The organism is Pedococcus sp. P5_B7 (genome assembly GCF_054049895.1).
The window spans coordinates 167,335-190,728 of record NZ_JBFULM010000004.1; the positions used below are offsets into that span (position 1 = coordinate 167,335).

Here is a 23,394-nt window from a genome sequence, read left to right on the forward strand (position 1 = left end):
CTGGGCGCGCGTCCTACGGTGGGTGGATGGCCACGATCGAAGCCGTCCTGGGTGACATCACGACCCAACCCGTCGACGCCATCGTCAACGCGGCGAACTCGCAGCTGCTTGGCGGAGGCGGGGTGGACGGGGCGATCCACGCTGCGGCCGGGCCGCGACTGCTGGAGGAGTGCCGGCGGATCCGGAACACCACCCACCCCGACGGACTCGACGTCGGGGATGCCGTGGCGACGTCGGCAGGCGACCTGCCCGCGCAGTGGGTGATCCACACCGTCGGGCCGAACAAGCACCGAGGGCAGACCGACCCGGCCCTGCTGGCGTCGTGCTTCCGTCGCAGCCTGCAGGTCGCGCGGGACGTGGGGGCGAAGAGCGTGGCGTTCCCGGCGGTGAGCGCGGGGGTCTACGGCTGGGACTCGGCAGACGTGGCCCGGATCGCCGTCGACGCCGTCCGGTCAGAACTCGACGGCGAGGGTGCGGCCGGCGGGATCGAGCTGGTGCGCTTCGTGCTGTTCAGCCGGCCGGCCCTGATCGACTTCGAGGCTGCCCTCGCCCCCTCCTCCTGAGTTCTTTGAGGAGTCCCTTGGGGTCGGTCAGGCGACTTCAGGGTCAGGCGCCGGCGCTCATCGACTCGTGGTCGCCGTTGGTGGCCGACTCGATGAGCTGGCCGATCACCTCGGGGGTGTGCGCGCCGGAGAGCGCCACGCGGCGGTTGGCGATGAAGAAGGGCACGCCGGTGATGCCGATGTCGATCGCTGCGGCCTCGTCGGCGCGCACGTGGTCGGCGAACTCGTCGCCGGCCAGGACCGCCGAGACGCGACGTCCGTCGAGGCCCGCCTCGGCGCCGAGACGCTGGAGGGTCTCGATGTCGTCGACGGCCTTGCCCTCGGAGAAGTGGGCGCTGTAGAGCCGCTCGAGGACGGCCGCCTGGAGGGCCGGCCCACCCTGGGCGAGCCCCAGTGCGACGAGCCGGTGGGCGTCGAACGAGTTCGCGCGCAGCTGCTTGTCGACGTCGATGTGCACGCCGTCGGGGCGACCCATCACCGCCGGTCGTTCGGCGATCTCGCGGGCGCCGTCGAGGTCGGTGCGGTAGCGCTGGGCCAGCCAGGCGAGCACCGTCTCCCCCGTGCTGTGCGCGGCCTTCGGGTCGAGCTCGAACGCGTGGTAGGTGACAGTTACCTCGGCCGGGTGCGCGCTCTCGGCGATGGCGAGCTCGAGCCGCCGCTTGCCGAGGTAGCACCACGGGCAGACCACGTCGGCCCAGACGTCGATCTCCACTGCATTGGTCGAGGGTGTTGCGTCGCTGGTTGATCGGGTTGCTTGGTTCATCGCGTCATCCACGTTCGTCGCTTGGTCCACGTTCAGCGCCTCATCCACGTTCGTCGCTTCGTCCACGTTCGTCGCTTCGTCCACGTTCGTCTGACCCACGTTCATCGCTCCATCCTCACACGAGGGCGCAAATGGGGCACGGGGCACCCGGGCGAGCCCGCGGCATACCCCCACAACGCCGCAGGCCCCCGGCCGCCGAAGCGGAGGGGGCCTGCGGTGCGTGGCTCAACCAGTGGTGCGACGAGCTCAGCGTGGGTCAGGGACGACCGTAGGTGACGTTCGAGGACCAGATCGAGCGGAGGGCGACGGCCTTGCCGCTGCGCGGGGAGTCCCACATCATGCCGTTCCCGGCGTAGATGCCCACGTGGTAGGCGGGGCTGCCGAAGAAGACGAGGTCTCCCGGCTGCGGGTTCGACACGCGGGTGGTGGCGGCGCGCTGGGCGTCGGCGGTGCGCGGGAGGCTGATGCCGACCCGGCCGAAGACGTACTGCGTGAAGCCGGAGCAGTCGAAGCCGGTCGACGGGCTGGTGCCGCCGTAGGAGTACATCAGGCCTTCGTACTGGGCCGCGATGGCCAGGACGCCGCCGGCGGCGGGCTTCAGGCTGGTGTAGTCCTTGCGAGCCGTGGACCGGCTGGCAGCCTGGACGGTGCGGTCGGGGACGACGCGGACCACCGGCTTGGGCTTCGGCTTGGCGGTCGCCTTGAAGCCGATGACGCCAAAGGCGCTGGAGGCCGCGGGAGCCGCGGTCTCGGGGGCCTGGACGGCGACCGGCGCGGCGGTGGTGGCGCCCTTGGCGGCCGGGGCCGGAGCGGCGCTGGCGGCAGAGGCGGGAAGGGCGAACGAGGCGACAAGACCACCGGAAGCGGCGATGACCGCAGAGGTCTTGACGGCCGGCTGCGCGGCGCTGGCCACGATGCCGGACAACTCGGAGACGGGGTTGAAACGGCCCGGCGCGCGGTGGCGGCCAGAACTGTGTGAAGCCACGATGGATGAACCTCCAGCGCCTACGAGGTGAGCTGTCGGGTTCGGATGGAGGTAGATCACCCGGCCTCCACGGTTGTCACCCGACCTTGCGGGCGCGTACGTGGAGACTTAACCCCAAGGACCTTTTCGTGAAGAGAAGGCCCAAAGTTGGGTCCCCCGCTCCTGCCAAGCGGTTTGTACTGAATGACTCGGGCGTGGTGACAGGACTAGGCGTTTCCACATCGAGCCGGTCCCCCCAGGGGGCGAGGGAACCGCAGCCACCGTACACAAGGCTCCTGCGAAAGTCACGTTGAGGTCACGGCCCACCCAAGAAACCCCAAGGTGACGTCAGGCACACCCCAGCCGCCGTGCTCAAAACCGCAGGTCAGAGGCCTGCGGCCAGCCAGCGGTGGCGCTCAGATGAGCGGGCAGTGGCGACGCGCCGAACAGGGCGCGACACGCGGGGTCAGACCAGGGCGCCGAAGACGTGCTGGGCGACCTCGTCGGGCAGGGACACCCCGGTCGACTCGGGGGCGCCCTCGCGCACGGCAACCACGCGGCCGTCGGCGCGGTGGACCCGCACCCGCTCGCCGGGCAGGAGCCGGGCGACGGTCAGCAGGCTGAGCGCCTCGTGGTCGACCTGGACCGGCTCACCGATCCGGCGGACCAGCACCGTCTCGGGCAACTCCCCGGCAAGCTCGGTGAGGGTCTGCAGGCCGGTGCGGAAGCCCTCGGTCGGCTCCTCGTCGCCCAGCTCGTCGAGCCCGGGGATGGGGTTGCCGTAGGGCGAGTCGTGGTGGTCCTTGAGCATGGCCAGGATCTTGCGCTCGACCCGCTCGGACATGACGTGCTCCCAGCGGCAGGCCTCGTCGTGGACGTACTCCCACTCGAGCCCGATCACGTCCACGAGCAGCCGCTCGGCGAGCCGGTGCTTGCGCATGACCCGCGTGGCGAGCAGGCGGCCGTGGTCGGACAGCTCGAGGTGGCGGTCGCCCGCGAGGCTCAGCAGGCCGTCGCGCTCCATGCGGGCCACCGTCTGCGAGACGGTCGGGCCGGAGTGGCCCAGCCGCTCGGCGATGCGGGCGCGCAGGGGGGTGATGCCCTCTTCCTCGAGCTCGAAGATCGTCTTGAGGTACATCTCGGTGGTGTCGATCAGGTCGGTCACAGGCCCCAGCCTCTCACCTGCGACCGTCAGCGCGTCACCGATCGCCCGTCGACCTCTTCTCGAGCTGCCCCCCGACCTCTTCTCGAGCCGCCCGCCGGACCGGGTCGAAGCGCGGCACCCAGTAGGCCAGCCAGCCCGTCCCGACCAGCGCGAGGCCCCCCAGGGAGACGCAGGCGGCGGCCAGCCCGGCCTGCGCGGTGATGAGGCTGATCAGGGCCGGGGAGCCGCTCCCGCCGACGACGGAGACGAACCGCCAGCCGCCGAGGAACTGCGACCGCCCCCACTCCGGCGCGCTGTCCGCACCCAGGGTCATGACGATGCCCGACCCCATGCCGTTGCCCACGGCGGCCACGAGCGCGACGACCGTCACCGCGAGCGCGCTGTGGGTGAGCGGGAGCGAGAGCATGCCGATACCGAGCAGGACGACGCACGGCACCGCGACCCAGATCCGGCCGAACCGGTCCATCACCGAGCCGGCCGGGTAGAACAGCAGCATCTCGACCCCGCCGACGATGCCGAAGATGATCGCCGTCGTGGTCGCGGAGAGCCCGACGTGGTTGGCCCAGAGCGGCAGCAGCACGAGCCGGGCGGACCGGGCAGCACCGATGACCATGATCCCCAGCCCGAGGGTGAGGTAGGTGCTGCGGTGGTCCCACAGCACGCGGGCGGTGCTGGCCGGGGCGCGGTCGCGCGACTCCGCCGTGGCCTGCGCCTCGTGCGCGGCCGTGAGGTCGGGCCCGAACTGGACCAGGGCGGCGGCGCCCAGACCAGCCGCCACCGCGACGGCGAACCCGGCGGCGGACCCCAGAAGTGGATGATGGGCGCTCCGATGAACGGCCCGATGAACATGCCGATCCGGTTCACGCCGCCGAGCGTCGACAGCGCCCGCGCCCGCATCGTGGTCGGCACGGCGTCGATGAGGTACGCCTGCCGGGCGACGAGGAACACCGACGCCGTGAACCCCATCGCGAACACGGTCGCCATGAGGACGAGGAGCGACGGGGCGGTGAGTGCCACGAACGCACCCACTGCGTCGACGGCGCTCGCCCACAGCAGGGCTCGTCGCTCCCCCACCCGGTGGACCAGCGCTCCGGCGGGCACCGCGAAGAACAGCTCGGCGATCAGCCCGAGCCCGACGGTGAGGGCGGCGACCGACTGCGACGCCCCGAGGTCGAGGGCGCTCAACGCGACGATCGGCACGACCGCCCCGCTGCCGATGGCCGCGATGATGGTCGGCCCGTAAGCCGGGACCGCGATGCGGCGCAGGCTGAAGTCCGCACCGTTCGGGTCGGAGCTCGTGGCGTCGGGAGCGGGTCGTGACATCACCGCCCATTCTGGACCGTCCCCCCATCAGGGGCCGCACGGGTCCACGCTCGCGATGGAGCGGACTGCCGGCCGCCACCGGGCGCAGGCGTGGCCCAGTAGGTTCAGGGACATGGGTTTCGTCGTGCCGTCGCGGTTCTGTGGTCCGCCCGAGTCGGGCAACGGGGGTTGGGTCAGCGGCCACGTCGCCGCCCTCCTCGAGGCGGGGCCGGACGAGTCGGTCACCGTGCGGCTGCGCACCCCTCCCCCGCTCGACCGTGAGCTGCAGGTCGTGCCCGGCCAGTCCGACGGCCGGCGCACCCTCGAGGTCGTCGACGGTGACCACCCGGTCGCGCAGGCCACGACCGCTGCCGCCCTGGAGCAGGCCGGCCTACCCGCGCCGGTGTCGTTCGCCGAGGCCACGGCGGCCGGTGAGGGTTACGAGGGGCTCGTCGACCATCCCTTCCCCACCTGTTTCTCGTGTGGCACCCGTCGCGAGCCCGGCGACGGACTGCGGCTCCAGCCGGGCCGGCTCGCCGATGGCGACGGTGCATATGCCGCCGCGTGGGTCCCCGCCGCGGACGTCACCGTCGAGACGGTGTGGGCCGCGCTGGACTGCCCCGGCGGCTGGGCCTCCGGCATCGCCGGGCGGCCGATGGTGCTCGGCACGATGACCGCGCAGGTCACGAGCCTCCCCACCGTCGGCGAGGAACACGTCGTGCTGGCGTGGCCGCGCGGCGGCGAGGGCCGCAAGTACCACAGCGGCACGGCCCTGTATGCCGCCGACGGCCGCCTGCTCGCCCAGGCGGAGGCGACGTGGATCGCCATTGACCCCAGTGCATTTCGAGACTCCAGTGCAGTTCGACCCGCAGGAGGTAGCGCATGACGAAGCTCGCCGTGGTGACCGGAGCCAGCAGCGGCATCGGGGAGGCCACCGCCCGTCGCCTCGCCGCGGACGGCTTCGAGGTGATCTGCGCCGCGAGGCGGGTCGACCGGATCGAGGCCGTGGCGGCCGAGATCGGTGGCCGGGCGGTCGTGTGCGATGTGACCTCCGCCGACGACGTGGGGCGACTCGCCGCCGAGGTGGGTCAGCGCCTCGACGTGCTCGTCAACAACGCCGGTGGGGCGTTGGGGCTCGCGCCCGCTGCTGACACCGACGTGGCGGACTGGCGGGGCATGTTCGAGTCCAACGTGATCGGCACGCTCCAGGTCACCCAGGCGCTGTTGCCGGCCCTCGTCGCCTCGGGCGCCGGCACGATCCTCAACGTCGGGTCGATCGCGGGACGGGTCGCCTACGAGGGCGGGTCGGGCTACGTCGCCGCGAAGCACGCCGTGGCGGCGCTGACCGAGACGCTGCGGCTCGAGCTGGTCGACCAGCCGGTGCGGGTCGAGGAGATCGCACCCGGGATGGTGCGCACCGAGGAGTTCGCGCTGACCCGGTTCGGGGGCGACCAGGAGCGGGCCGACAAGGTCTACGCCGGCGTCTCCGAGCCGTTGGTGGCGCAGGACATCGCCGACGCGATCGGGTGGATGGTCTCGCGGCCGGCGCACGTCAACATCGACCTGCTGGTCATCAAGCCGCGCGTCCAGGCCGCTCCGCACAAGGTGCACCGCGAGTCCTGACGGGGCGTCTGCCTGAGGCGGGTCCGTCTCAGGCACACGACTTGGATCAGGCACACGACCTGGGTCAGGCGGGGACGACCCGGACCAGGACGCCTGCCGGTGCGGTGACGGTCTGCAGGTCGCCCACCCGGCGGACCGTGGCGCCGTCGACCAGCACGTCCGGCGCGCCGCGCAGGACCACGGTCGTCCCGTCACCGAGCGGCGGCCCGAACGCCAGGACATCCGCCTCGATGGCGGTGAGCTCGGCGTTGGCCCACTCGACCCGACCCACGGGGGTGTCGAGGCCCAGGGCGAGGAAGGCGCTGGTGCGCGGCGGCACCCGCAGGTCGCCACCCCCGAGACCCTGACCGCCGAGCTGCTGGCCGTCGAGGGAGAGGCGGACGCCGTTGTGGTGGCCGGTGATGTTGGTCAGGTGCAGCATCCGCTCACCGTCGGCCGTACTCGACGTCGTCGCGAAGATCCCGGGGACGTCGCTCGCCAGCTCCAGCCCGGGGCTGGCCCCGAGTCGGCGCAGCGCCCGACCGAACAGCTGGACGTCCGACGGGAGCTCGGCCGTGATGAGCACCGCTCGTCCGGCGCCCACCTCGACGTCGAGGCCGATGACCGCGCCCTCGACGTCGTGGAGGACGGCGTCGCCGCGCTGGTGCGCCAGGCCCTGGAACCACCCGACCCGGGTCTCGGGCCACGGCGCCGCCCAGCCGCTCGCGACCGCCGACGGGTAGTAGTGGTGGTTGGCCCAGGTGATCTCCGCACCGCGGACCCCGAGGGCGTCGGCGAGGACGGTGCAGGGACGGCCTTCGAGGTCGCGGTCGGGGACGCGCCCCAGCAGGAGCAGTCCCCCACCGCGGGTCACGTGGTCGACCAGGCCCTGCTGCACCTCCGGGGAGAGGTGACGGCCGCTCGCGAGGGCGACGACTCCGGTCGGCTCGTCGCGCTGCAGGTGGACCGCGCCGAAGCGGTAGCCGCCGAGCAGCATCGAGCGGACCAGGGCGCGGCGCGGCCCGGCGCCACGGTGCCGCACCAGGTCCGCAACGACCTCGGTCATCACCGCGCTGTCGGGATGGTGGTACTCCGTGGCGTAGGAGTCCAGCACCAGGCCGAGCTGCACGTCGTCGTGGTCCTCCGTCATCCGGGAGAGCCAGCGCTCGTGCAGCCGCACGGCCTGCACGGCCCTGGCCGTCGCGGCATACGTCATGCCCTTCTGGCCCTCGGGGCCGACGGGGGCCGCCGTGCCGTGGCGCTCACCGGTGAAGCTGATCCGGTCGTTGCCGTCGCCGACCTTCTCCTCGAGCGGCGGGTTGATGCCGCCGGCGAAGAGGTAGTAGTTGACCATCCGGTTGCCCTGGGCGAGGGAGCGACGGGTCTTGAGCTCGACCGTGGAGGGGTCGTACTGGTGGTCGACGCCACCGCCGTAGTCGCCCGAGCCCGCTTCGAACTCCAGCGAGGTGGTGGGCTGTCCGGGACCGTGCACCGCGGCCATGAAGGCGTTGATGACGTAGAGGTCCGTGGTGGTGTTGAGCGTCATGTCGCCCAGGTAGTGGTCGGAGCCGGAGAGCACGCCGGGCACCCCGGCATAGGTCTCGACCAGCTGGCTGATGCCGATCGGGAACGGCTCGCCGCTGCCCCCCTCGGTGCCGTGGATGTTGATGAGGAACGGCACGTCGACCACGTCCTGCGCCTCGGCCATCGCCCGCAGTGCCTCGACGTAACGACGGAACCGGTCGCGCATGAAGACGGCGAGGTCCTGGCGCAACACGCCAGCCCATGCCTCCTGCGGCGACCGGACCGCCTCTGCCGTCAGGGGATACGGCACCTCACCGGTCCGCGCCCCCTGAACCAAGGTGCAGAAGTCCTCGACGAGGTGGTCGGTCAGGTCGGGGCTGTTGGTCACCCACGCGAGCATCCCGATCTCGTTGTCGAGCTGGACCGCGATGACGTTGTCGCCGCGCGGCTGGGTGCGGGCGGCGATGAGCGGCAGGATCGCGCCGAACCACCGCTCGCATTCCGCCAGGTAGGCCGGCGCGAGGTAGTCGACCGTGCGGCTCGGGGCCGGCTTGCCGTCCCAGCCTGACGGGACGATCTCGGGGTGCTCGGTGTAGAGCCGGAAGGGGAGTCCCTCGTTCTTCAGCTCGGCCATGATGAACGGGCCGGGCCTGGCGATGAACCACAGGTCGTGCTGCGCGCAGAGGTCGATGAACGCCGCGACGTCGCGCTCGGCCCGCGTGGCGCCGGTGACGTCGATGGTGCCGTCGGGCAGCTCGTGCCACAGCCACGGGATGTAGGAGGCCACCGCGTTGCAGCCAGTCTCCTTGAGCAGCAGGATGCGTTGCTCCCACTCGTCGCGGGCCACCCTGAAGTAGTGGACCTCGCCGGACATCACCACGCGGGGTCGGCCGTCGATGAGGATCTGGTTGTCCTGGATCTGGATCATGACGCTTTCCGTGGGGGGACGTCGGTCAGGGGGCGACGGTGATGGACAGCGGGGAGCCGATGCTCCCGGCGGCCAGCTGCGCGTCGGTCTGGTCGTCGTTCATCTCAGGAGAGCTCCACCGTGAGCTCGATGTCGCCGCCCGACGCTCCTGTGAGCAGGTCGGCTCGAGCCACACTCACGCCGGCGGCGCGGTAGGGGTTGGCCAACGGCGAGGTCGTGAGCTCGCGACCACCCGAGGTCACCCGGACCACCCCGGAGCCGATGCCACCGACCTGGTAGGTCAGTCGAAGTCGCTTGTCCCCCAAGGGGATCCGCGCGGTCAGTCCGTCGAGACCGGGCGCGAGCACGGGGTCGAGGTCCACCCGATCGCCCCGCGACCGAACGCCGAGCAGCGTCTCCGCCAGGAGTCGCAGGTAGAGACCGGGCCCGGAGGAGTAGACCCGCCACCCACCTTCGAGGTCGACGTCGCCGGCCATCAGCGCGGCATACCGCTCGCTGGCGTCGAGGCGGTCGTCGAAGACGCCGTCGGACGAGGAGTAGTAGGTCGTGCTCTGGCGCGGCCGGGCGCGCGGCACGCGCTCGGGGACGCCGATCGGGTTGGCCTGGCAGAGCGCGGCGAAGAGCCGGTCGGCATCGCCGACCCGCGCGAGCGCCTCGGCGTAGCGCAGGTGCGCGTGCATGTACATGAGCCCGATCTCCCGACCCCAGAACGTGCTCGCCTCGGCGCGCTGGAAGACGGTCATCGGTCCGCCCCGGTAGGTGACGGGGCGGTCGAACAGGCGCGCACCGTCGGGGCCGAGCAGGTGCTCCTCGATGAGGTCGAGGTGGTGGCGCGCCTGCTCGGGGCTGAGCAGGTCGGCCGAGATCGCGTGGATCCAGGGCAGCACGCCGTAGGTGAGTCCGGTGCGGGTGTCGCGGGGGTGCACCAGCGGCTCGGAGGTCCCGTCGTCGTTGAGCAGGACGTAGCCGGGCAGCACGCCGTCGACGACGAGGTCCTCGGTGATCGCGGCGTGGGCCGCATCGGCCGCGGCACGAGCGCGCGTGACGAGGTCGGGAGCGAACCCGCACGACTCCAGGCCCTCGGCGAGCGAACGCAGCGCCGTCACCAGCAGCACGGTGGTCCACGTGGACACCAGCCGGGCGGCGAGGTGGGGGTCGGCCGGCTGGAGCGAGTCGTTCCAGTCGCCGTGGCCGTAGGCGGGAAGGGGCGAACCCGGCACCCGCACCTCGGCGACTCGGTCGAGCGCGCGGCGCAGGTGCTCCTCCACCGAAGCAGGGGCGGTCAGCCCGTCGTCGCCGACGAAGGGCAGGCCCTCGCTCAGCAGCGAGCCGTCGCGCGTCGCCTGCAGGTAGTCGCCGACCGCGAGCAGGGGCCAGTAGAGGACGTCACCGTGTGCGTCGTGCTGGCCGCTCTCCGCGAGGGGCGGCAGGAAGTCGAACGCCTGCGGCCAGTCGCCCCGGACGTTCTGGGCACGAAGGACCCGCAGCAGGACGTCGCGCTGCTCGTCGTCGCGCCCCAGTGCGGTGAGGAGCCCGACTGGCCCCTGGCAGACGTCACGCGTGCCCCAGGCGCCACCCGAGAACTGCTCCAGCCCTCGGGGCGAGAGGTAGTGCACGAGGGCGTTCTGGGTGAACCACGGCAGGGCGGTGTCGATGCGCGCCACCTCGGCAGCCAGCCCCGCATCGGCCGCGCCGGGCGTGAGCCGCAGCGCACCGGCGACCGTGGCCGGCCACTGCGTCCCGAGGTGCTGGTCGGAGGTGGGGTGCACCTCGCGGTCGGGGACGTCGGACGTGACGGCGAGGGTGAGCGAGAAGCGTCCGCCTGGCTCGACCGCGAGCGTCACCCACGGCGTGCCGCGGTCCTCGCCGTCCGCGAAGAGGGGGCCGTCGGCAGCGACGGACACGGCGCCGGCCGACCACCCGAGGTGCAGGGTGGTGAGGCCGTCGCCCACCTCGGCACCCGCCTCGTGCCATACGACGTCGTAGGCCGCGGGGTCGAGGCCGTCGTCGCCGGACAGGGCGACGTTGAGCGCCACGAGCAGGCGGCGCGGTGTGCCGGACAGCCAGCTGACCGACAGCCCGAGCTCGTGCGCGCCTGGCACGGCGGTGGAGCTGACCTCGAGGGCCAGGTCGTCGTGGGCGTACCACCAGGTGGCTCCGTCGGTGCGCAGCGCCCAGGCGCTCGGCAGCTCGAGGAGCGACCAGCCCCGGGGCGTCATCGGGTCCTCGACGAAGACGCGCAGGCCGTGGGCGCGCTGGACCCCGAGGTAGCCGCGCCGGGTCGACAGCAGCCGGTCCCGGCCGACGTGTCCACGGGTCAGCTGGGAGTGGAACGCACCGGTCATCCAGAGCGTGGAGGTCAGCGAGCCCGTGTCGGGGACGAGGGCGTCACCGGTGCGCAGCACGTGTCCGTGCGGGCGCAGCACCCGGCGCTCCTTGGCGGCGGTGACGACGTGGGAGCCGTCGCCGCCGAACCACGAGAGCACCCCGCCGTCAGCGTCCGTCTCGACGTGCCGCGGGTCGGAGTGGCCGGTCAGCTCGGCGAGGGTGTCGGCGTCGAGGTCGTCGACGACGAAGGCGGGGGCCGCGCTGAAGAGGGAGCCCGATTCGCCGCCACGCGGGCCACCGTCGGCGGCGCCCAGCGACGGGACAGTGCCGGCCTCAGCCTCGGGCTGGGCGAGGGCCTGGGTCGCCCACGCGGCGTCCGCGTCCGACGTCGCGTCGGGGTGGTCGGGACTGAAGATCCCGTAGAAGCCGGTGTCGTGGCGCGCGCCGGGGGCCAGCTGCACCGGGGCGTCCTGGAGCACCGCGAGGGCGTGCTCGTGCTGGAGGCGGTGCGAGGGGAGGACCGCGGTGGACAGTGCTTCCGGCACGCCCGGCCTGGCCGCACCCCGCACGAGCTGGAGGGTGTCGGTTGCCCACCCCTGCCCCTGCGCCAGCGACCCCAGCAGCAGCCAGGGCACCGCCTGACCGGGCATGTTCTGCCGCACTGCGAGGGCGGTCCCGTGGGCAGTGGTGACGGGCGTCAGGTCGAGGTACTGGCTGACGTAGTACTCGTTGGTGCGGATCGCGTCGTACGGCGCCAGACCGGGGTCGTGGGCGAGGACCACGTCCACGACCGCCCCGGTGTCGCGGGTGTTCTCGACGCTGACGTGCCAGAACCACGCCGGCGCGCCCTCCGCCAGACGGAAGCGCGCGGCATACCGCAGGCCCTCCCACTCGCCCGTCGCGACCGGGCCGTGCTCCGACCACGTCACGACGCTGCGGCTGGACGGCCCGAGCAGCGGCACCCAGGCCGCTGTGTCACCGTCGAGCCGGCGCAGGTACAGGTTGGCTGGTCCTGCTTCGTGGGCGCTCCCCGGATACATCACCAGCGACGTCTCGGCAGCGTCGAGGCGGGCCAGACAGGCGTCGCCGGTGAACACCGCCCGCAGCCCGGAGTCACTGGAGAGCTCATGGTGGCCACGCGTCATCGCATTCGTCGGGAAAGGCACCCCTTGTGTATAGCAGTCTCGGCACCTGGAAGGACAAGCCGAAATCCCTTGTAAATAAATGAAACTCAATCGCTGAGCACGAGCGGAGTCCACGAACGTGCTTTCAAATGCCACACCGCGCTCGCCCCACACGCCGATCGAGGGCTGCGACACGGTTACCGTCGTCCGGCTGCTCGTGGGACGGACCGGAGGTCGGGACTGCGGCTGCCCAGACCGTGGTCGTCTGCCGGTCGTCAGGCGGCTGACCTGCACCTTCGTGGTTGAGGAATGCAACCATGCAGTTGACTGTTCAATCACTCATGACCCAGACCCACGACTCCCTGACCGCGCTCGAGGCCCAGTTCGCCGCTGACCACCTCGAGCTCTCCCCCGAGGCCCAGGACCTGCTGTTCCGTGACGCCCGCACCGCCAACACCTTCACCGACGAGCCGGTGTCGGAGGAGCAGGTGCGCGCCATCTACGACCTGGTCAAGTGGGCCCCGACGTCGATGAACAACCAGCCGCTACGGATCGTCCTCGTGCGCACCCCCGAGGCCCGCGGTCGGCTCGTCGAGCTGATGAGTGGCAACAACAAGGCCAAGACCTCCACCGCTCCCCTGGTGGCCGTCCTCGCCGCCGACACCGACTTCCACGACGAGCTCGGCAAGGTGTTCCCGCACTTCGAGGGCGCCCGCGACCTCTTCGCCGGCAACGCCGAGATGCGCGAAGGTACCGCCACGCTCAACGCCACCCTCCAGGTCGCCTACTTCATCCTCGGCGTCCGCGCGGCGGGCCTCGCTGCCGGCCCGATGACCGGTTTCGACGCGGACGGCGTGGACCGCGAGTTCTTCCCGGACGGCGCGCACCGCACCATCGCCGTGGTCAACATCGGCCGCCCCGCCGAGGGCGCCTGGATGGACCGCCTGCCCCGCCTCGACTACGACGAGGTCGTCACCTCCGTCTGACCGCGGCTGTCGCCAGACCCCGCTTCTCCACGATCACTTCGAGAAAGCTGTTGCACAGGGCGACCTTCCCGTCTTAGCGTCGAGCTACACGGAAGGGAGGTGGTCCAAGAAGTGATTTCAATTTGGACGCGTGAGGTGACTGCGCGCTAGCGCACCTCGACTGCTCGAGGTCCGCCATCCGGCGCAATCCCAAGCAGTTCACCGCAGCCCGTGGGCCGCGCAGGTCGTCCCCTGCGCACGCCGAGCCGCTCGAACGTGGCCAGGCGAGGCCCACGGGCTGTTCCATGCCCGGCGACCTGTTGCCCGCCGATCCCCACGAACCCGGTCCTGGCCGGCCTGGTGACTACCGGGTGGCAACACGTCGCCCCTCACGCGACGCGTTGCCACCCGTGCTTCAGGGGAGGCGCAGGGCGGCAGCCTCAGCCGCCAGGGCCTCGATCCGTGACCAGTCCCCTTGGGCCACAGCGTCCTTCGGCGTCAGCCAGGAGCCGCCGACACAGCCGACATTGGGCAGCGCGAGCCAGGCGGCGGCCGTCTCGGGGGTGATGCCGCCGGTCGGGCAGAACCGCAGCTGCGGACACGGACCGGAGACCGCCGACAGGTAGGGGCGACCACCACTGGCCTCGGCCGGGAAGAACTTCATCGCCTCGAGACCGGCCTCGGCGAGGGTCAGCATCTCGGTCAGCGTGCCCGCGCCGGCGAGCAGCGGGAGCCCGCTGGCCAGGGCCGCCTCGAGCAGCCGCGGCGGGGAGCCGGGGGTGACCAGGAACTGCGCGCCCGCGTCCTTGACCTGCTGCACCTGCGCGGGCGTCACCACCGTGCCCGCACCGACGACCATGCCCTCGACCTGCGACGCCACCGCCTCGATCGCGCCGAGCCCCGCCTCGCTGCGGAGCGTGATCTCGATGACCGGTATGCCGCCGCGCACCAGGGCGCGCGCCAGCGGCACCGCCTGCTCGACGGTGTCGACCACGACGACAGGGATCACCGGGGCCAGGGCGAGGACGTCGGCGCCGTCGCGCAGGGCGGGTCGGCTCGCCACCGGGTCGGTGGACGTCACGCTGGTGGTGGTCATCGGGTCTCCTCCTGGGTCAGGAACGGTGCGGCGTCGGCCTTCTCCCACAGCCGTCCGAGGCTGCCGAAGACGTGGGCCCCCTCGTCGGCCCGGCCGACCGCGCCACGCATGGCCGCGAACAGCTCACGGCCGGTGCCGATGCCTTCCTCGCTGACCCGCGGCGAGGGCACGCGCGCCGCGAACTCGTCCTCGTCGACCAGCACGTCGAGGCGCCCGGTCAGCGAGTCGACCCGCACGACGTCGCCGTCCTGGAGCTTCGAGATCGGCCCGGCGTGCACCGACTCGGGCGTGACGTGGATGGCTGCGGGAATCGCGCCCGACGCCCCACTCATGCGGCCGTCGGTGACCAGCGCCACGGCATACCCGCGCTTCTGGAGCACGCCGAGTGAAGGGGTGAGGGCGTGCAGCTCGGGCATGCCGTTGGCCGAGGGGCCCTGCTCGCGGATGACCACGACGACGTCGCGGTCGAGCTCGCGCCGCGAGAACGCCTGGAGGAAGCCGACCTGGTCGGTGAAGACCCGGGCCGGTGCCTCGACGACCCGGTGCTCGGGCGCCACCGCGGAGACCTTGATGACCGCGTGGCCCAGGGTGCCGCCGAGGACCCGCAGGCCACCGTCGACGCTGAACGGGTCGTCTGCCGCACGCAGCACCTCGGGGTCGCCGGACTCCGTTGCGGCCTCGACGAACTCGAGCCGACCGTCGACCAGCACCGGACGCTGGGTGTAGCGCCGCAGCCCGGGCCCGGCGAGGGTCAGGACGTCTTCGTGGACGAGGCCGTTGTCGATGAGGGTGCGCACGAGGAAGGCCGTGCCGCCGGCCGCGTGGAAGTGGTTCACGTCGGCCGGACCGTTGGGGTAGATGCGGGCGACGGACGGGACGACGGTCGACAGGTCGTCGAAGTCCTCCCACGTGAGGTCGATGCCGGCGGCAGCGGCGATCGAGATGAGGTGCATCGTGTGGTTGGTCGAGCCGCCCGTGGCGAGCAGCGCGACGACGCCGTTGACGATCGCCTTCTCGTCGACGACCTGGCCGATGCCGTAGGGCGCGTCGGAGGCGGCGATCTCGGCGACCCGCACGGTGGTCGCCGCCGTCAGGGCGTCACGCACCGGGTCGTCGGGGTGGATGAACGCCGCACCGGGCAGGTGCAGGCCCATGACGTCCATGAGCATCTGGTTGGAGTTGGCGGTGCCGTAGAAGGTGCACGTGCCGGGCGAGTGGTAGGACGCGACCTCGCTCCCGAGCAGCTCGTCGCGCCCGACCTCACCGGCCGCGTAGGCCTTGCGGGTCTCGGCCTTCTCGGCGTTCGAGCGACCCGAGGCCATCGGACCCGCGGGCACGAGGGCGGTCGGCAGGTGGCCGAACGCCAAGGCGCCGGCGACCAGCCCGGGCACGATCTTGTCGCAGACGCCGAGCATGAGGACGCCGTCGAACACGTCGTGGCTGAGCGCGATGGCGGCCGACATCGCGATGACGTCGCGGCTGAAGAGGCTGAGCTCCATGCCGGCCCGGCCTTGGGTGATGCCGTCGCACATGGCGGGCACACCGCCGGCCACGCGGGCGACGGCGCCGACCTCGCGCGCGGTCTGCTTCATGGCTGCGGGGTAGTGCTCGAACGGCGCGTGGGCCGAGAGCATGTCGTTGTAGGACGTGATGATGCCGAGGCTGACGCCGGTGTCGGCGGCCATCACGGTGCGGTCGCTGCCGCCGCACGCGGCGACCGCGTGGGCGAGGTTGGAGCAGCCGAGGTCGGTGCGCGCGGGGCGCAGGCTCAGCTCGGAGGCAGCGCGCGAGATCCGCTGCAGGTATGCCGTGCGGCTGGCCCGGCTGCGGTCGGTCACCCGCGCGGTGACGTCAGCCACGACGGGGTGGAGGGTGGGTCTCGGAGGGGTCGGTGGAACGGCGGTGTGGTCGGCGGGCGCCATGAGGCTCCTCGGATTCGGCGGTCGGGACGGGGACCGCGCGAACGGCGACACTGACGCGCGCGTGTGATTCCGTTCACAAGTGTGAGGCAGGCCACCCGCTGGTCTCAGACCGTCCCGGGATACGGACGGGTAGGCACGCGCGACCCGGCCGCCGCGCACGAGTGACGGATCGGCGCAGGTCAGACAGGATGAGCGCCATGACGGACTGGATCGAGGACACCATCGAGCGGGTGGAGAACGTCGTCTACCTCGCGGTGGCGGTGATCCTGTTCGCGGTCGCAGCCGTCGTGATCGGCAAGACGGCCCTGACGTTCGGCGACCTGGGCAGCGGCACCGTCGTCGAGGTGGCGGCCGACATCCTCGACCTGCTCCTGCTCGTCTTCATCGTGGTGGAGCTGTTGTTCGCGGTGCGCACGACGCTGAACCGGCGCGAGCTGGTGGCCGAGCCGTTCCTCCTCGTGGGCATCATCGCCTCGATCAAGGAGATCGTCGTCCTGTCGGTGAAGGCCCCCGACCTGCTGGGCAAGCCCGAGTTCGCCGACACGCTCCGGCTGATGGGGCTGCTGTCGGGCACGATCATCCTGCTGGCCCTGGCGTCGTGGCTGCTGCGCCGCAAGGAGCGGGAGCCCAGTGAGGGCGCCAACTCCGGTCACGGCGCCGACGAAGAGGTCCAGAAGGGATCCCAGCCCGACCCGGCCTGACCGCCCTCCTCCGGCGTCGCTCATCCATGCAAAAGGCGAGTTAGCGCCGCTCCGAGCGGCGCTAACTCGCCTTTTGCATGAGATGGCGTCGCTGCTCGGGGGTGGCGACTCGGGCCGGCGGGAGAGCTCAGGGCTGGCGGCGGCTCAGGGTCCAGGCGTCGGCGTCGTCGAGCGAGCCCGGCGCGACGCGGCTGAAGACGAGCCGGTCGTGCAGCCGGTTGCGGCGGCCACCCCAGAACTCGACCTCGTCGCAGACCACCCGGTAGCCGCCCCAGAAGTCGGGGACGGGCACGTCGGTGGGGTCGCCGTGGTCGGGGAACTGCGCGGCATACCTCGCGTAGGCGTCCTCGAGTCCCTGTCTCCCCTCGATGGGCTGGGACTGGCGCGAGGCCCACGCGGAGATCCGCGAGGCCCACGGCCGCGAGCCGAAGTAGCCGCCGACCTCCTCGCGGGACAGCTGCTCCGCCACCCCGCGGAATCGGATCGCCCGGAACATCGCCGGCCAGGTCAGCGCCGCCGCGATGCCGCCGGTCGCGGCGATCTCCAGGCCCTTGGTCGACTCGGTGCCGGTCACGAAGCCCGGGCCGCGGTCGTCGAAGAACCGCATCAGCACGGTGCGGACGTTGGGTCGCCCGGCGGCGTCGACCGTCGCGACCGAGAGGGCGTAGGGCTCCGGCACGTCGGCCTGCACCTGCGCCCGCGCCACGGCGTCGTCGACCCAGAGCCGGGCCTGCTGCCACGGGGTGGGCGCGACCTCGGCCTCGGAGAGGCCTTCGCCGCTGTAGTCGGTGCGCAGGACGTCGCTCATGCTCGAAGACTAGGCGTCCGAGATTAGGGTGAGGGTCGGACCAGTCAGGGAGGCAGCATGCCCAGCAAAGGCAAGGCAGTCGGCAACCTCGTGAAGTGGGGCATCAAGTACGGCCCCCACGTCGTGGTGCTGGCGCAGCAGGCCAAGGAACCGGCGATGAAGGCCGCCCAGACCGCGCTCGACCGGCAGAAGGCCCGGCGCCGCGCGATCGAGCACGCGGCGACGGTGCGCGAGGGGACGGTGCTCAAGACGTTCGACCCGCGCGCCGACCACAGCGAGCCGGTCTGGGTGGTGTTCTCCGGCGACGACCCCATCGCCGCGCACCCCACCTCCACGACGCCGATCGCCGAGCTGATCGCGAACAGCGACCTGTCCACCCGGGTGCGCCCGGCCGACCTCCCCACGCCCGCCGCGCGCCTGAAGGAGCTTCCGCGACGCCGGACCAGGCGCTCCCAGTGACCCTGCTGGCGCCCCTCGCGCCGATGGCCGACGGCGCCCGACGCCAGCTCGCGTCGGCCCTGCGGTCACGGGTCGCCGGCACCGACGCCCAGGTCAAGGCCGAGCGCATCTGGGGCGCCGAAGGACCGCGCTGGTTCACGCCGGACGACCCCATCTGGCGGGTGCACGCCGACGCGGCGATGTTCCCGGGCGGCATCCGCGCCCTGCTGCTCCAGTCGCTGCACCCGCTCGCGATGGCGGGGGTCGCGGGGCACTCGGGCTACCAGGGCGACCCGTGGGGACGGCTCCAGCGCACCAGCGAGTTCCTGGCCACCACGACCTTCGGCACCATCGACCACGCGCAGGAGCAGATCGCCCGGGTCCGCTCGATCCACGACCGGGTGCGCGGCAAGGCGGCCGACGGGCGCCCCTACTCCGCCGCCGACCCGCACCTCCTGGCCTGGGTGCACGCGACCGAGGCCGACAGCTTCCTGACGGCCTACCAGCGCTACGCCGTCACGCCACTGAGCGACGCGGAGGCCGACCGCTACGTCGAGCAGGGCGGCATCGTCGCGGCCGCCCTGGGGGTGGTCGACCCACCCACCACCGTCGCTGCCCTGCGCGCGACCATCGAGGGCTACCGACCCGAGCTCGAGTCGACCGCCGCGGCGCGTGAAGCAGCGCGCTTCCTGCTCGTCCACCCGCCGCTGCCGCTGGCTGCCAGGCCCGGGTATGCCGCGCTGGCAGCGGGCGCCGTGGCGATGCTCCCGCGGTGGGCGCGTCAGCCGCTGCGGCTGCCGTGGCTCCCGGTGACGGAACGGCTGGTCGGCCGGCCGCTGGGCGGGGTAGCCACCTCGACCGTGCGGTGGGCGATGGCCGACGCGACCGACGAGCGACGTCGGGTCGCCGAACGGCGCGGCAGCTCGGTCTGACCGCCCCACCCCCGAAGCTCTGCTAGCAGGGCTTGGCTCACTCAGCAGACGCGGCAGCCTCTGCTGAGTGAGCTAGCTTCTGCTAGCAGAAGTTAGGGGGACTGGCGGGGGGAGGTCTCAGGGTGTCGGGTGGCGCGAGTCGTAGCGCACGAAACCCGGTTGGAGCCGGGCGAGCACGACGATCGCCAGGACGCAGGCGAACCCACCGACCACGGCGGTGCGCGCCTCCCCGATGCCGTTGGCGAGGAAGCCGCCGGCCATCTCGCCGAGCCTGGGCCCACCCGCCACGACGACGATGAACACGCCCTGCAGCCGCCCGCGCAGGTGGTCGGGGGTGGCCGCCTGCAGGATCGTGGTGCGGAAGACGGCACTGACCGAGTCGGACGCCCCGGCGACGGCCATCGCCACCAGCCCCAGCCACAGCGCCGCACCCCGCGACAGCACCCCACCCGCGGCGAGCATCGCGGCACCGAACCCGGCGATCGCGAACCCCCAGCCCACGATCGACACGAGGATCGCGAGGCCCTGCCGTCGCACGTGGCCGAGCTGACCCGAGAAGAACATCGCCAGGATCCCGCCGACGGCAGCGGCGGCCGACAGCGCGCCGACCGTCTTGGCCCCGCCACCGAAGATCAGCGCACCCGCCGCAGGGAACAGCACCCGCGGCTGGGCCAGCAGCATGGCGCAGATGTCGGCGACGAAGGTCATGCGCACGTTGGGTCGCGTCGTCAGGAACGCGAACCCGTCGAGCACCGAGCGCAGCCCCGGACGGGTGGGAGCGGCGCCCTCCTCGGGCTCCGGCGGCAGGGACGGCAGCCTCGCCAGGCCCCACAGGGCGGCGGTCGTGATGAGGGCGTCCGCGGTGTAGGCGGCCTTGAAACCGCCCCAGTCGACGAGGACGCCGGCCAGCAGCGGCCCGACGGTCATCGACGCGCTCATCGCGAACACCGACAACGCGTTCGCCGCGGGGAGCAGGTCGCGCTCGAGGATGCGCGGGTAGATCGACGACCGGGCCGCCGACGAGACCGCGAAGGCCCCGTTCCACAACCCGACCAACGCGTAGAGCACCCAGACGTGGGTGTTGCCCAGCCAGGCCTGCATGGCACACAGGAGGCTGGACCCGAAGCCGACGGCCTGCCCGATCAGCCCGACCTTGCGCCGGTCGAAGTGATCGACGAGCGTGCCGCCGTACAGACCCATGAAGACCAGCGGCACCAGGGCGCACAGCCCGACGAGGCCGACCGCCGCCGTGGAGCGGGTGATCTCGTAGACCTGCAACCCGATCGCGACCACGGCCATCTGCGAGCCGACGTTCGAGAGGGTGAACCCGGCATACAGTCGCCGGTACGGCGCGTTGTCCCGCAAGGGAGTCAGGTCGAGGAGCAACGGCACGAAGCGACTGTATGCCGCGTCGTCACGACCGCGCCGCCGGGTGCCGTAGCGTCGGGTCCATGGACCCCCGCGCCCGGATCGCCTTGCTCATCGACGCCGACAACTCCTCAGCCACGAAGATCGACCTGATCCTCAACGAGCTCAGCGCCTACGGCGAGACCAGCATCCGACGCGCGTACGGCAACTGGACCAAGGCAGGGCTGCGACCGTGGGCCGACGTCCTGCACCCGCGGGCTATCCGGCCGGTGCAGCAGTACGACTACAGCCGCGGCAAGAACGCCAGCGACATGGCGATGGTCGTCGACGCGATGGCCCTGCTCTACAACGACCACCCTGACGCGTTCGGGATCGTCTCGTCCGACGCCGACTTCACGCCGCTGGTGATGCACCTGCGCGAGAAGGGTGCTGCCGTCTACGGGTTCGGCGAGCGCAAGACGCCTGAGCCGTTCCGCTCGGCCTGCACGAAGTTCCTCTTCCTCGACCAGCTGGCCGAACCCGACGAGGTCGCTGACACCTCCGTGTCGCCCGACGCCCCCTCCCAGACTGCAGACGCCCCGACCGAGCCCGCGGCCGGCGGACGCACCAAGAAGGCCACCGCCGCCCGGGCGGTGGCCAAGAAGGGCGCCACCAAGGATGCGGCGAAGGCTGCTCCCAAGGCGGAGCCCAGCCCGGCCCGCCGGACCACGGCGGAGCTGCGCCAGGACAACGGACTCGTGCGGCTGCTGCGCAACGCCGTCTCCCGCGCCGCCGACGACGACGGCTGGGCGAGCGTCGGCGCGGTCGGCAACAGCATCTCGAACCAGTCGTCCTTCGACTCCCGCAACCACGGCTATGCGTCCCTGAGCAAGCTGCTCAAGGCCACCGAGCTGTTCGAGGTCCGCACCATCGGCAACACCATGTCGGTGCGCGACAAGCGCCAGGCCCGCAAGGCCTAGCGCGTTCGGTCAGTCGGCGACCTCGAGACCGAGCTCGTGGGCCAGCGCCGGGCCGAGGTCGATCAGCTGGAGCGCGGACACCGTGGCCCCACGCAGCCCCGCCACCCCGCGCGGCCCCGCGAGGTCGGCGCCGGTGAGGTCGACGTCCTTGAAGGTGCCCTTGGTGAAGTCGGGTGAGACCAGCCGGCACCCCTCGAACGACACCCTCGTCAGCGTGGCCTCGCCGAAGTCGGCCTCCACCAGCTGGCAGTCGACGAACTCGACGTCGAGCAGCGTCGCACCCCTCAGGTTGAGGAACTCGACCTTGCACCCCTCGAACCGCACCCGGGCCAGCTCCGACCCGTGGAACGCCACCGCCCCAAGCCGCGCACCCTGCACGAGGCAGTCGGCCCACGTCGACTCGGCGAGGTCGAGGCCTGCTCCGTGCACGGCATACAGGCTGGTCTCGGAGAACCGCGCGCGAGGGGCGCGCAGCTCGCTGAGGTCACACCGCTGGAAGGTGCACTCGAGGAACCGCGCACCGCCCGCCGAGGAGCCGCTGAGGTCGTCGGTGAAGACCTCTCCGTCGTAGTCCGTCTCGGCCTTGAGCATCGGCCCATAGTGGCCCATCGGGCAGACAGTGCAGAATGAACCCGCCAGTAGGAATGTGGGCGCCCCACCGGGCTGCCCCCACCGACACCAGAATGCCGAGAGGACACCGATGTCCGACAGCGACTTCAAGCCGGGCCTCGAGGGCGTCATCGCCTTCGAGTCAGAGATCGCCGAACCCGACAAGGAAGGCGGTTCGCTGCGCTACCGCGGCGTCGACCTCAAGGACCTCGTCGGCAAGGTCAGCTTCGGGCAGGTCTGGGGACTGCTGGTCGACAACGAGTTCGACCCCGGCCTCCCCCCGGCCGAGCCGTTCCCGCTGCCCGTGCACACCGGCGACATCCGCGTCGACGCCCAGTCCGCGATCGCCCAGCTCGCGCCGCTCTGGGGCTTCCAGCCCCTGCTGGACATCTCCCCCGAGCAGGCCCGGGACGACCTGGCCCGCGCGTCGGTGATGATCCTGTCCTTCATCGCGCAGTCGGCCCACGGCCAGCACAGCCCGATGGTGCCCCAGGCCCGCGTCGACGAGGGCCGCACGATCGTCGAGCGCTTCATGATCCGCTGGCGCGGCGAGCCCGATCCCAAGCACGTCGAGGCGATCGACTCCTACTTCACCTCCGCGGCCGAGCACGGCATGAACGCCTCGACCTTCACCGCCCGGGTGATCGCCTCGACGGGTGCCGATGTGGCTGCCTGCCTGTCGGGCGCGATCGGCGCCCTGTCCGGCCCGCTCCACGGTGGCGCCCCCTCCCGCGCGCAGCACATGATCGAGGGCGTCGAGCGCACCGGCGACGCCCGGGCCTACGTCAAGGACGTCCTCGACCGCGGCGAGCGCCTGATGGGCTTCGGCCACCGCGTCTACCGCGCCTACGACCCGCGGGCGGCCGTCCTGCGCGACACCTGCAAGCGACTCGGAGCCCCGCGCTACGAGGTGGCCCTCGAGCTCGAGCAGGCTGCGCTCACCGAGCTGCGCGAGCGCCAGCCCGACCGCGTCCTGGAGACGAACGTCGACTACTGGGCCGCCGTGCTGCTCGACTTCGCCGACGTCCCCGGCGACATGATGACGCCGCTGTTCGTGTCGGCGCGCACCGCCGGCTGGTCGGCGCACATCCTCGAGCAGAAGAAGACCGGCCGCCTCATCCGTCCGTCCGCGCGCTACATCGGCGAGGGCCCGCGCGGGCTCGACGCCGTCAAGGGCTACCAGGGCTGAGCCCCGGCCCCCAGCCCCCAGCCCCGGCCCCCAGCCCCGGTTCGAGGTATTTCGCTACCGGGATCTGGTCGCCGAATACCTCGAACGGAGGGCATCCGCCGTGCTGCGTCCCGGGTGGTGGACCTCACGTCCCACGCCTCGGGA

Annotated in this window: 20 protein-coding genes, 1 pseudogene and 1 riboswitch; of the genes and pseudogenes, 9 read left to right on the plus strand and 12 right to left on the minus strand. The window is 72.0% G+C overall.

Going from position 1 to position 23,394, the window contains the following annotated elements:
- Positions 1-26: 26 nt before the first annotated feature.
- Positions 27-563, plus strand: coding sequence for an O-acetyl-ADP-ribose deacetylase (locus ACXJKD_RS11375; RefSeq protein ID WP_457254664.1), 537 nt, complete (start codon positions 27-29; stop codon positions 561-563).
- A 43-nt stretch (positions 564-606) separates the two neighbouring features.
- On the opposite strand, the gene ACXJKD_RS11380 is transcribed toward ACXJKD_RS11375, so the two are convergent.
- From ACXJKD_RS11380 to ACXJKD_RS11400, 5 genes and pseudogenes are all read right to left on the minus strand, one after another.
- Positions 607-1,326 carry a DsbA family oxidoreductase gene (locus tag ACXJKD_RS11380; protein WP_457254665.1) on the minus strand — a complete coding sequence of 240 codons (720 nt, stop codon included), beginning with the start codon at positions 1,324-1,326 and terminating at the stop codon, positions 607-609.
- Between the two features lie 256 nt (positions 1,327-1,582).
- Positions 1,583-2,311, minus strand: a complete 729-nt coding sequence (locus ACXJKD_RS11385; RefSeq protein ID WP_457254666.1) for a C40 family peptidase — start codon at positions 2,309-2,311, stop codon at positions 1,583-1,585.
- A gap of 2 nt (positions 2,312-2,313) precedes the next feature.
- Positions 2,314-2,516: riboswitch (cyclic di-AMP (ydaO/yuaA leader) on the minus strand.
- A gap of 240 nt (positions 2,517-2,756) precedes the next feature.
- Positions 2,757-3,455, minus strand: coding sequence for an iron dependent repressor, metal binding and dimerization domain protein (locus ACXJKD_RS11390; RefSeq protein ID WP_457254667.1), 699 nt, complete (start codon positions 3,453-3,455; stop codon positions 2,757-2,759).
- A 34-nt stretch (positions 3,456-3,489) separates the two neighbouring features.
- Positions 3,490-4,233, minus strand: a complete 744-nt coding sequence (locus ACXJKD_RS11395; RefSeq protein WP_457254668.1) for an MFS transporter — start codon at positions 4,231-4,233, stop codon at positions 3,490-3,492.
- Between the two features lie 44 nt (positions 4,234-4,277).
- Positions 4,278-4,778 (minus strand): annotated as a pseudogene (locus ACXJKD_RS11400) (MFS transporter); the annotation flags it as partial.
- 112 nt (positions 4,779-4,890) lie between these two features.
- On the opposite strand from ACXJKD_RS11400, the gene ACXJKD_RS11405 reads away from it, so the two are divergent.
- Both ACXJKD_RS11405 and ACXJKD_RS11410 read left to right on the plus strand, forming a co-directional pair.
- Positions 4,891-5,643, plus strand: coding sequence for a hypothetical protein (locus ACXJKD_RS11405; protein WP_457254669.1), 753 nt, complete (start codon positions 4,891-4,893; stop codon positions 5,641-5,643).
- The gene (locus ACXJKD_RS11410; RefSeq protein WP_457254670.1) at positions 5,640-6,380 is read left to right on the plus strand and encodes an SDR family NAD(P)-dependent oxidoreductase; all 741 of its coding nucleotides are present in this window, start codon (positions 5,640-5,642) and stop codon (positions 6,378-6,380) included. Before ACXJKD_RS11405 ends, ACXJKD_RS11410 begins: the two co-directional genes overlap by 4 nt.
- Before the next feature lie 64 nt (positions 6,381-6,444).
- On the opposite strand, the gene ACXJKD_RS11415 is transcribed toward ACXJKD_RS11410, so the two are convergent.
- Both ACXJKD_RS11415 and ACXJKD_RS11420 read right to left on the minus strand, forming a co-directional pair.
- Positions 6,445-8,811, minus strand: a complete 2,367-nt coding sequence (locus tag ACXJKD_RS11415) for a beta-galactosidase (protein WP_457254671.1) — start codon at positions 8,809-8,811, stop codon at positions 6,445-6,447.
- Positions 8,812-8,915: 104 nt separating this feature from the next.
- Positions 8,916-12,305, minus strand: a complete 3,390-nt coding sequence (locus ACXJKD_RS11420; RefSeq protein WP_457254672.1) for a GH36-type glycosyl hydrolase domain-containing protein — start codon at positions 12,303-12,305, stop codon at positions 8,916-8,918.
- Positions 12,306-12,604: 299 nt separating this feature from the next.
- Between ACXJKD_RS11420 and ACXJKD_RS11425 the strand changes: the two genes are divergently transcribed.
- The gene (locus ACXJKD_RS11425) at positions 12,605-13,249 is read left to right on the plus strand and encodes a malonic semialdehyde reductase (RefSeq protein WP_457254673.1); all 645 of its coding nucleotides are present in this window, start codon (positions 12,605-12,607) and stop codon (positions 13,247-13,249) included.
- A 394-nt stretch (positions 13,250-13,643) separates the two neighbouring features.
- On the opposite strand, the gene eda is transcribed toward ACXJKD_RS11425, so the two are convergent.
- Positions 13,644-14,324 (minus strand): bifunctional 4-hydroxy-2-oxoglutarate aldolase/2-dehydro-3-deoxy-phosphogluconate aldolase, encoded by a 681-nt coding sequence (eda, locus tag ACXJKD_RS11430; protein WP_457254674.1) that lies wholly within the window; start codon positions 14,322-14,324, stop codon positions 13,644-13,646.
- Positions 14,321-16,183 (minus strand): phosphogluconate dehydratase, encoded by a 1,863-nt coding sequence (gene edd, locus ACXJKD_RS11435; protein WP_457254675.1) that lies wholly within the window; start codon positions 16,181-16,183, stop codon positions 14,321-14,323. The genes eda and edd overlap by 4 nt, the downstream gene beginning before the upstream one ends.
- A gap of 260 nt (positions 16,184-16,443) precedes the next feature.
- On the opposite strand from edd, the gene ACXJKD_RS11440 reads away from it, so the two are divergent.
- Positions 16,444-16,947 carry a phosphate-starvation-inducible PsiE family protein gene (locus ACXJKD_RS11440; RefSeq protein WP_457254676.1) on the plus strand — a complete coding sequence of 168 codons (504 nt, stop codon included), beginning with the start codon at positions 16,444-16,446 and terminating at the stop codon, positions 16,945-16,947.
- 127 nt (positions 16,948-17,074) lie between these two features.
- Here the strand turns inward: ACXJKD_RS11440 and pdxH are convergent, their stop codons facing one another.
- Positions 17,075-17,755, minus strand: a complete 681-nt coding sequence (gene pdxH / locus ACXJKD_RS11445) for a pyridoxamine 5'-phosphate oxidase (RefSeq protein WP_457254677.1) — start codon at positions 17,753-17,755, stop codon at positions 17,075-17,077.
- Between the two features lie 57 nt (positions 17,756-17,812).
- Here pdxH and ACXJKD_RS11450 point away from each other — a divergent pair, with 57 nt between their 5' ends.
- Together ACXJKD_RS11450 and ACXJKD_RS11455 are read left to right on the plus strand one after the other, a co-directional pair.
- Positions 17,813-18,214: a hypothetical protein gene (locus tag ACXJKD_RS11450; protein WP_457254678.1), complete on the plus strand. Its 402-nt coding sequence runs from the start codon at positions 17,813-17,815 to the stop codon at positions 18,212-18,214.
- Positions 18,215-18,237: 23 nt separating this feature from the next.
- Entirely contained in the window at positions 18,238-19,125 is an 888-nt protein-coding gene (locus ACXJKD_RS11455; RefSeq protein ID WP_457254856.1) for an oxygenase MpaB family protein, read from the plus strand.
- A gap of 117 nt (positions 19,126-19,242) precedes the next feature.
- On the opposite strand, the gene ACXJKD_RS11460 is transcribed toward ACXJKD_RS11455, so the two are convergent.
- Positions 19,243-20,517 carry an MFS transporter gene (locus tag ACXJKD_RS11460; protein WP_457254679.1) on the minus strand — a complete coding sequence of 425 codons (1,275 nt, stop codon included), beginning with the start codon at positions 20,515-20,517 and terminating at the stop codon, positions 19,243-19,245.
- Between the two features lie 59 nt (positions 20,518-20,576).
- Between ACXJKD_RS11460 and ACXJKD_RS11465 the strand changes: the two genes are divergently transcribed.
- Positions 20,577-21,452 carry an NYN domain-containing protein gene (locus ACXJKD_RS11465; protein ID WP_457254680.1) on the plus strand — a complete coding sequence of 292 codons (876 nt, stop codon included), beginning with the start codon at positions 20,577-20,579 and terminating at the stop codon, positions 21,450-21,452.
- A gap of 9 nt (positions 21,453-21,461) precedes the next feature.
- Here ACXJKD_RS11465 and ACXJKD_RS11470 read toward each other — a convergent pair whose 3' ends face one another.
- Positions 21,462-22,061, minus strand: a complete 600-nt coding sequence (locus ACXJKD_RS11470; RefSeq protein WP_457254681.1) for a pentapeptide repeat-containing protein — start codon at positions 22,059-22,061, stop codon at positions 21,462-21,464.
- Positions 22,062-22,152: 91 nt separating this feature from the next.
- On the opposite strand from ACXJKD_RS11470, the gene ACXJKD_RS11475 reads away from it, so the two are divergent.
- A complete protein-coding gene (locus ACXJKD_RS11475) occupies positions 22,153-23,250 on the plus strand; it encodes a citrate synthase 2 (RefSeq protein WP_457254682.1) in 1,098 nt (365 codons plus the stop codon).
- Positions 23,251-23,394 lie beyond the last annotated feature (144 nt).

Bases quoted from the DNA above. Each gene is read 5' to 3' on its own strand.
- ACXJKD_RS11375 (WP_457254664.1), top strand. From the start codon at position 27: ATGGCCACGATCGAAGCCGTCCTGGGTGACATCACGACCCAACCCGTC.
- ACXJKD_RS11380 (WP_457254665.1), bottom strand. From the start codon at position 1,326: ATGAACCAAGCAACCCGATCAACCAGCGACGCAACACCCTCGACCAAT.
- ACXJKD_RS11405 (WP_457254669.1), top strand. From the start codon at position 4,891: ATGGGTTTCGTCGTGCCGTCGCGGTTCTGTGGTCCGCCCGAGTCGGGC.
- ACXJKD_RS11410 (WP_457254670.1), top strand. From the start codon at position 5,640: ATGACGAAGCTCGCCGTGGTGACCGGAGCCAGCAGCGGCATCGGGGAG.
- ACXJKD_RS11415 (WP_457254671.1), bottom strand. From the start codon at position 8,811: ATGATCCAGATCCAGGACAACCAGATCCTCATCGACGGCCGACCCCGC.
- ACXJKD_RS11425 (WP_457254673.1), top strand. From the start codon at position 12,605: ATGACCCAGACCCACGACTCCCTGACCGCGCTCGAGGCCCAGTTCGCC.
- eda (WP_457254674.1), bottom strand. From the start codon at position 14,324: ATGACCACCACCAGCGTGACGTCCACCGACCCGGTGGCGAGCCGACCC.
- ACXJKD_RS11440 (WP_457254676.1), top strand. From the start codon at position 16,444: ATGACGGACTGGATCGAGGACACCATCGAGCGGGTGGAGAACGTCGTC.
- pdxH (WP_457254677.1), bottom strand. From the start codon at position 17,755: ATGAGCGACGTCCTGCGCACCGACTACAGCGGCGAAGGCCTCTCCGAG.
- ACXJKD_RS11450 (WP_457254678.1), top strand. From the start codon at position 17,813: ATGCCCAGCAAAGGCAAGGCAGTCGGCAACCTCGTGAAGTGGGGCATC.
- ACXJKD_RS11455 (WP_457254856.1), top strand. From the start codon at position 18,238: ATGGCCGACGGCGCCCGACGCCAGCTCGCGTCGGCCCTGCGGTCACGG.
- ACXJKD_RS11465 (WP_457254680.1), top strand. From the start codon at position 20,577: ATGGACCCCCGCGCCCGGATCGCCTTGCTCATCGACGCCGACAACTCC.
- ACXJKD_RS11470 (WP_457254681.1), bottom strand. From the start codon at position 22,061: ATGGGCCACTATGGGCCGATGCTCAAGGCCGAGACGGACTACGACGGA.
- ACXJKD_RS11475 (WP_457254682.1), top strand. From the start codon at position 22,153: ATGTCCGACAGCGACTTCAAGCCGGGCCTCGAGGGCGTCATCGCCTTC.